This is a genomic window from Rathayibacter rhapontici (assembly GCF_001995175.1).
Taxonomy (GTDB): domain Bacteria; phylum Actinomycetota; class Actinomycetes; order Actinomycetales; family Microbacteriaceae; genus Rathayibacter.
The window spans coordinates 20,374-27,314 of the sequence record NZ_MUKN01000051.1 but is presented as its reverse complement, the minus strand read 5'-3'; the positions used below and the strand labels follow the sequence as shown (position 1 = coordinate 27,314).

Genomic DNA, 6,941 nt, shown 5'->3' with positions numbered 1-6,941 from the left:
GAAGGAGTCGCGGATCACCTGCTCCTGGGCGGCCGATGCCGAGACCGTGAGCTTCTGCGTGCCGAGCGCGCGGATCCGCGCCTGCGCCTCGATCGCGGCCTGCGAGTCGTCGGCGGGGTCGAACGAGTAGGCGGGGAGCGCCATGACGGCGACCATCCCGGCGATCGCGGCCACCGCGGCGGTGCTGACCGCCCCGCGGAGCACCGCGGCCTTGCGGCGGCGCACGGGCGGCACCGAGGCGACTCGCGGAGCGAGGATCGGCGAGGTCACGGCGAGCACGGGGGCGTCCGGCGCCGCGCGGCGGCCTGCGGCGGCTCGGGCGGGACGATCGCCGCGGTGGGCGGCCTCCCCCGGGACGGAGTCGGTCAGCGAGGACGCCAGCGACGCCTCGGCGGCCCGGCGACTGCGCCGGGTGGGGTGGTCGATCGCTCCCGTTCCGTCGCCGGCCGTCGGAGTCCCGTCCACCTGTTCGTCCGTCACACCGTCACCCTTCGCGTCCTCGTCGAGGATAGCGGCCGACCGCAGCCGACACACCGCCCGGCGACACCGCGCCGCGGCCCTCCGACCGCGCTCAGCCGACGCGCAGCGGATGGGCGAGCTCGTCCGGACCGAGCCGGGCGAGGAGGAGCGTGACGACCGCCGAAGCCGCGGCCAGCACGCCGACCACCGCGAACGTCGGCGCGATCCCGACCGCTTCGCCCACCGGGCCCGCGACGGCCATCGAGACCGGCATCAGCGCGAGCGACACGAAGAAGTCGAGGCTCGACACCCGCCCGAGCAGCGCCGACGGCACCCTCTGCTGCAGGAGGGTCCCCCACAGCACCTGCGCCGCCGCACCCGTGACCCCGTCGAGGAAGAGGATCGCGGCGATCATCCACAGCTCGTCGACGACGCCGAGCAGGACGAAGGGCAGCGCCCCGAGGCCCCACAGCAGGATCATCGTGGTCAGGTAGCGGCGCGGCACGGGGCGCGAGGAGACCACGAGGGATCCGACGACTCCGCCCACGCCGTAGGCCGTCAGCGCGAGCGCGTAGCCCGAGGCGCCCGTCCCGGTCTGATCGCGCACCGCGAAAGGCACGAGCACCTCGATCGGGCCGACGACCAGGAACACGAGGACGATCGCGAACAGCAGCGTCGCGAGCAGCCACCGCGTGCGCACCATGTAGCCGAATCCCTCGCGGAGGTCGCGGACCGCCGAGCCGAGCGGACCGCCTCCGGCCTCCGCGGCGCGCTCGAAGGGGACCGGGCCCACGAGGAGCAGCCCCGCGAGGGCGAGCGCGTATCCGACCGCCGCGACGGCGAACGCGGCGGACGGCGCGGCCACCGCGATCACCGCGCCCGCGATCGCCGGCCCGGCGGCGCTCTGGGCGATCGGGCGCAGCGCCCCCTCGACACCGTTCGCCGCCAAAAGCTGGTCGGCCGGCAGCAGGCGCGGGAGGAGCGCGGAGTACGCCGGGAAGAAGAACGCCTCGCCCACGCCGAGCACGAACGCGACCGCGGTCAGCTGCCAGACGGTGAGGATCCCGGCCGCCGAGAGGGCGACCGCGGCGAGGACGACGAGCACCCGCACCCCCTCGACGACGATCAGGATGCGCCGCTGCGGCACCCGGTCGGCCAGCACTCCCCCGAAGAGGACCGCGAGCACGAGACCGAGAGCGCTGGCCGTCGCCACCAGGGAGACGTCGCCGGGGCCGCCGCCCAGGGCGATGACCTGCCAGACGAGGGCGACGATCCACACACCGCTCGCGAGGAGGGAGAGCGCGAGGGAGCCGGCGAGGAACCGGTAGCCGCGGGTCTCGAAGGGGCGCAGCGCGCGAGGGAGGGCGGGGGCCATGCCGATCCCTCCTGCTGTCGTGGCCGCGGGTGCTGTCGCGCCTGCTGGTGCCGGCGCGCCCGCTGCGCCGTGCCTGCTGGTGCCGTCGACGCGGTCCTGCCGGCGGTGCCGCACCGATGCCTCCGCGGTGGTGACGCGGGCAGCCGACCAGAGTAGCGTCTGGCCCGAGAGGGCGGCAACGGCGCCGCCCCGCGGACGGAAGAGGTGCACCGTGGTCCGGAGCGAGCGCGTGTTCAGCGGTTTCAGCGTGGACGACATCGAGACGGCGAGAGCCTTCTACGGCACGACGCTGGGGTTCGACGTGTCGCTCAACTCGATGGGCATCCTCGAGATCGACCTGCCCGGCGGAGGGCACGCGATCGCGTACCCGAAGCAGGACCACGTGCCCGCGACCTTCACCATCCTGAACCTCGCGGTCGAGTCGGTGGACGACGCGGTGGCGGAGCTGAACACCGCGGGCGTCGTGACGAAGATCTACGACGACGACGAGCTCCCGACCGACGCGACCGGAGTGATGCGCGGGCACGGCCCGGAGATCGCGTGGTTCCGCGACCCGGCGGGCAACGTGCTGAGCGTGATCGCCGCGGACTGAGCCCGCTGAGCGGACTGCGCCGAGTCCCCGGGTGCGCCTCGATGAACGATCGCAGCACCGCAGAGGCGGGTGGGCGCCCTACTCCTGGCGTCGGTTGTGCGGAGAACAGCGCAGCTGTGTCCTGCAGCTGAGAAGTCGGATCGGTTGCCCCCGTCCCCTGCCCGTGCCCGCTCTCCGACAGCGCGTAGACGCGGTCGCAGATGCCGAGCAGCTCGGGGAGATCGGAGGAGATGACGATGACCCCCTTACCAGCCGCCGCGAGCTGTCGATCGGTGGAGAGACACGACCGTGACTCGTCGAGCACGCATGGCCTCAGAAGGGCAGTGGTTCGTCGCCGAGGTGCTCTCTCCACACCTCCGTTGATCCGCACGATCGATCCGACTCCGGTGGACGGGTGGTGTGGTGTCGTCCCGTGGGACTTGTCAACTCGAGGACGCCGCCGGATCGGTGTCGGACCTGCCAGGTGGTGGTGTGGCGGAGTCGGTGGTGGTGGCGGCAGAGGTGGGCGAGGTTTGTCACGAAGCGCTAATCTGACCCCGTGAAGCAGGTACGTGCCGCGGCGATCTACGCCCGTATTTCGAGCGACCAGACCGGCGAGGGGCTGGGTGTCACCCGCCAGCTCGAGGACTGCCACCGTCTTGCGGAGAGCAGAGGGTGGCCGGTCTGGGAGGTCTACGTCGACAACGACGTATCGGCGTACCGGGGCAAGCACCGTGCGGAGTACGCACGGATGCTTCAGGACATCGAGAGCGGGCGCGTGGACGCGGTCGTCGCCTACCACCAGGACAGGCTGACCCGGCGACCGATGGAGTGGGAGCAGTTCGTTGAGCTGTGTGACCGGTCGGGGGTCGAACAGCTCGCAACTGTTACCTCTGACATCAACTTCGGCAACGACAACGGCATGCTGGTCGCGCGGATCACGGCGGCGGTGGCAGCGAACGAGTCGGCGAGGAAGTCGGAGCGGGTGAAGCGGAAGATGCAGCAGAACGTCGAAGCGGGCCTGCCGCACGGCGGATCGACGAGGCCGTTCGGTTACGAGCACGACCGGGTGACGGTGCGTGAGTCGGAGGCGAAGATCATTCGCGAGCTCGCCGCCCGCTATCTCGCGGGCGAGTCAATGCGATCGCTTGCGAACTGGATGAACGACCAGGACGTTCCCCGTACCGGCAAGGCTGAGGTATGGCGAACGCCGACCCTGCGCGCGATCTTGATCAGTGGCCGGATCGCCGGCCTGCGTGATCACAAGGGCAAGCCGGCCGGGAAAGCCGTATGGCCGGCGATCATCACGGCCGAGCAGCACGAGCAGATACTGGCGCTGCAGAGGTCCAAGCAGCGGCAAGGCCGACGAGCACCGCGCCGCTACCTCTTGAGCGGACTGTTGACGTGCGGCAGGTGCGGTAGTCGCCTCTACAGCGCCGCCCGGCAGGACACGCGCCGCTACGTGTGCTCCAAGGGGCCGGACCACGGTGGGTGCGGCCGCATGACCATCGTCGCCGCCCCAGTGGAGGAGTGGATCGCGGCCGCGGTCCTCATGCGACTCGACACCGATGCGATGGCCGACGTGCTCGCTGGCCGGGCGGCGGCAGACGACCGGCAAAGCGCACTCATCGCCGAGATCGACAGCGCACAGACGGCATTGACCGAACTTGCCGAGATGTTCGGTGCGAGTGAAATCTCGCGCCCCGAATGGCTGTCGGCACGGAAACCCGCCGAAGCGCGCATCGTCGCAGCACAGCGACAGCTCGACCAGATCAACGGAGCGCACGCCCTGCACGGCCTCGTGGGCAACGGGGTGGCACTGCAGTCGTCATGGGCGCAGCTGAACCTGGATCGGCAGAATGCGATCGTGCGGGCGGTGCTGGAGCACGCCGCGATCATGCCAGGCACCCCAGGCGCGCAGAAGCTGGACCCCGCTCGGATCGTGCCGACCTGGGTGTCCTAGGCGCTCCGGCGAGGCGACTCGGCACCTCCGGTGCCTGACGTCGCCTCGCCGGATGCCCCTAGGAGCACCCCAAGCTTGGCGACGAGCACCGCATCGGTGATCTGCACCGGCACACCCTGCGCCGCACACGAAGCGACGAGCCACTGCCGAACGGCCTCCGAATCCGGCTCGCCCATCATCGGCCCCACTGCGCCCAGATAGCAGGGGCGCCTTGCCATTCGGGATTCTCGCGCGAGGACCATCGCGTCGCAGGTGCGCCCCCCATGAGCTCTGATGCCTCCGAGAGCACCGCTTCGGCTGACCTTCCGGAGAGTCGCATCGTCTCGGGCTGGAAGCCTTGCGCAAGGTCATATCGGTGCAGGCCCGCCTCCTGCACTCGCTCGTCGCCGAAGGTCTTCGCGACGTACTTGGACAGGTAACCGGCAGCTCTGCGGGCCTCGGCCAACGCGGTCGAGCCGACCGGCAGATCTCCGATCAGTTTGATGTGGACGAAGCCCCGCCCCCAGGAGTCCTCGATGACGCTGCGCTTGATGTAGCGCCCAACCGCGAAGTGCGCGTGCAAACCGTGATCGGTCTTGTGCCACTCCGGCACCCAGACATAGGGCAACGGCTTGCCGTCGAGACCGGCGCGCAGTCGTCGGAAGAAGTCCGCGAGGTCGTCGCGGAGCACCGCGGGGTCGTGATTGCCCTCGCCGCGATAGGTAAGCGTGCCGAGCCGGTTGAGTCGGTTCGCAGCGCAGTAACGGCGCAGCTTCGTCCGAGCGCGGCGACCGGCCTCCGCGGCAGCCCGTTCTGGATCGCGGGCTTCTCCGCGCGCGACATACTCCCGCACGGTGCGGACACTGCGCTGGAACGAGCCGCCGCCCTCCCACGCGTCGGTGCAGAGGGTAAACGACCAACCCGCGTCCGGACGGGCGAGTGCGGACAGAGGGGAAGCAGAAGCATCAGGCAAGGGAGGAGACCGATCGGAGGCAGCGTCAAGGAGACGGCCTCAACATGATCGGTTCGTTTCGCGCAACGGGCCCTGGCCGGTCGGGTTGCGCAGCCCCCCTAGACCGGGGCCCCTCTACAGATTCAGCCTTCCAGCGCGTATGGGGTCTAGGAGTCGCCCTAACCGCGTGCAAGTGAGCTAATGAAACCGCACCAGCACCGTTCCGCGCAACTGCTGCCGCGGACTCGTCTGCCGACGAGCCCTTGCCATTGACCCCGTGCGGGCTCCCGAGTTACGTTGCATATTCAAGTGAAGCTGCGCCTCCGGCGCGCCCTACTCCTCGTTTGCAAAGCTAGCGAGGTAGCTCATCACCTCTGCCGTGCGCGTCCCGTCCAGGTAAACATGGAACCCATTGTCGACCACAGTCAGTCGCCGATGCGTCAGATCATAGTCGAGGATGATAGGAGTAATCTCGGCGTGGTTCTGCACCTTGACCACATTCGCAAGAGCTGCATGGATGTTGTTGGGGGAGATGCTGCCCTTTGGGTGGTGATCCTGAACATGTCGAACAATGTCCATTGCTTTTAGTCCGGCTCGCCTGTCCTCTGCGGGCGCCGCAATCACAGCATGCATAACCCACTTGTACATGTGGAGGGTCTGGTCCCTCAGCCCCTCAGAGAACTTATTGATCGAATTTGCATAGCGCCCCGCCAGCTGATCGGCCACGTAAGCAAAGGCACGGTCGATCTCATCGACATCCTCGAAGTGAACGGTCTCGTCCGTGGTCTCGTAAATTCCGCGCTCGAGGAACAGCTGCCGCACTGCTTCCTGCAACTGGCCCACATTCTTCTGCGCACGCCATACCAGCAGCTCGACTGCCGCATCGGAATAGTGCGCGTTCATCAGAGGCTCGCCCTCCTTCACGACCTCGGCCAGCTCATCGTCCGTCCATTGGTCTGCAGGAATTGACGTAATCCGATGCGCCAGATCGCCGTTGTAGACGATAAGACGATCGGCCTCGAGCCAGACGCCCACGATGATAAAGCTGAAGTTTGACCGCTCGTAGAAGGCTTTGAGATCAGAGGAGAATGCCTTTTGCACCTCGACCGAGAGGTAATGGAAGTCCTCCACAACGATGAAACGGCCAAACTCCAGTTCCTCGAGAAGTCGAATCATGTCTGCAGCGGATCCGAGGTCGATAGGAATCGCTCGCTCTACGACGTTCTCTTCATTGGTGTCGGTCATTTTTCCGGCAATTTTGGCTCGGAATTTCGCGAACACCGACGCCGATACCTCGCCCTCAATCTCGCTACCAATTTCGTTTGAGCTGCCCCTCGCCCTCGTGGTCGAATCTACAAGCGTTACACCCGCCTCTTTGAGAATGGCCGCGTAAAGCTTCTCCTTCGTCCATTCGGTCGAGCACTGGACCACAAGGTGGTCAAGCCCGTCCATCGCACTCAGCAGCAGGCTCGTCTTGCCCTGCTTAGAGGAGCCGTAAACCACGATGTGGTTCTCGCGCCCAAGTTCGTTCACGAAGCGGTCGTCGACCTTTGGCCGCTTCACGTAGGTCAAGGGGAGGCGTCGCCTGCTCATACCATAAACGTCGTCCAGGCGGTACTTAGTCAAGTCTTCTCCTTTGCCG

5 protein-coding genes and 1 pseudogene are annotated in these 6,941 nt (G+C 67.6%); 2 read left to right on the top strand and 4 right to left on the bottom strand.

Annotated elements, in window-relative coordinates; translation table 11 throughout:
* Together B0T42_RS14820 and B0T42_RS14815 are read right to left on the bottom strand one after the other, a co-directional pair.
* Positions 1 to 480, bottom strand: a pseudogene (locus tag B0T42_RS14820) (hypothetical protein); the annotation flags it as partial.
* Positions 481 to 571: 91 nt separating this feature from the next.
* Positions 572 to 1,834: an MFS transporter gene (locus B0T42_RS14815; protein WP_077223799.1), complete on the bottom strand. Its 1,263-nt coding sequence runs from the start codon at positions 1,832 to 1,834 to the stop codon at positions 572 to 574.
* A 211-nt stretch (positions 1,835 to 2,045) separates the two neighbouring features.
* Here B0T42_RS14815 and B0T42_RS14810 point away from each other — a divergent pair, with 211 nt between their 5' ends.
* Positions 2,046 to 2,426 carry a VOC family protein gene (locus B0T42_RS14810; RefSeq protein ID WP_077223798.1) on the top strand — a complete coding sequence of 127 codons (381 nt, stop codon included), beginning with the start codon at positions 2,046 to 2,048 and terminating at the stop codon, positions 2,424 to 2,426.
* Between the two features lie 538 nt (positions 2,427 to 2,964).
* Complete coding sequence (locus tag B0T42_RS14805) at positions 2,965 to 4,368, top strand: recombinase family protein (protein WP_077223797.1); 1,404 nt, start codon at positions 2,965 to 2,967, stop codon at positions 4,366 to 4,368.
* A gap of 175 nt (positions 4,369 to 4,543) precedes the next feature.
* Here the strand turns inward: B0T42_RS14805 and B0T42_RS14795 are convergent, their stop codons facing one another.
* Together B0T42_RS14795 and B0T42_RS14790 are read right to left on the bottom strand one after the other, a co-directional pair.
* A complete protein-coding gene (locus tag B0T42_RS14795; RefSeq protein ID WP_236720316.1) occupies positions 4,544 to 5,200 on the bottom strand; it encodes a rolling circle replication-associated protein in 657 nt (218 codons plus the stop codon).
* A 432-nt stretch (positions 5,201 to 5,632) separates the two neighbouring features.
* Positions 5,633 to 6,925, bottom strand: coding sequence for a hypothetical protein (locus B0T42_RS14790; RefSeq protein ID WP_077223794.1), 1,293 nt, complete (start codon positions 6,923 to 6,925; stop codon positions 5,633 to 5,635).
* Between the last annotated feature and the right edge of the window lie 16 nt (positions 6,926 to 6,941).

Bases quoted from the DNA above. Each gene is read 5' to 3' on its own strand.
- B0T42_RS14815 (WP_077223799.1), bottom strand. From the start codon at position 1,834: ATGGCCCCCGCCCTCCCTCGCGCGCTGCGCCCCTTCGAGACCCGCGGC.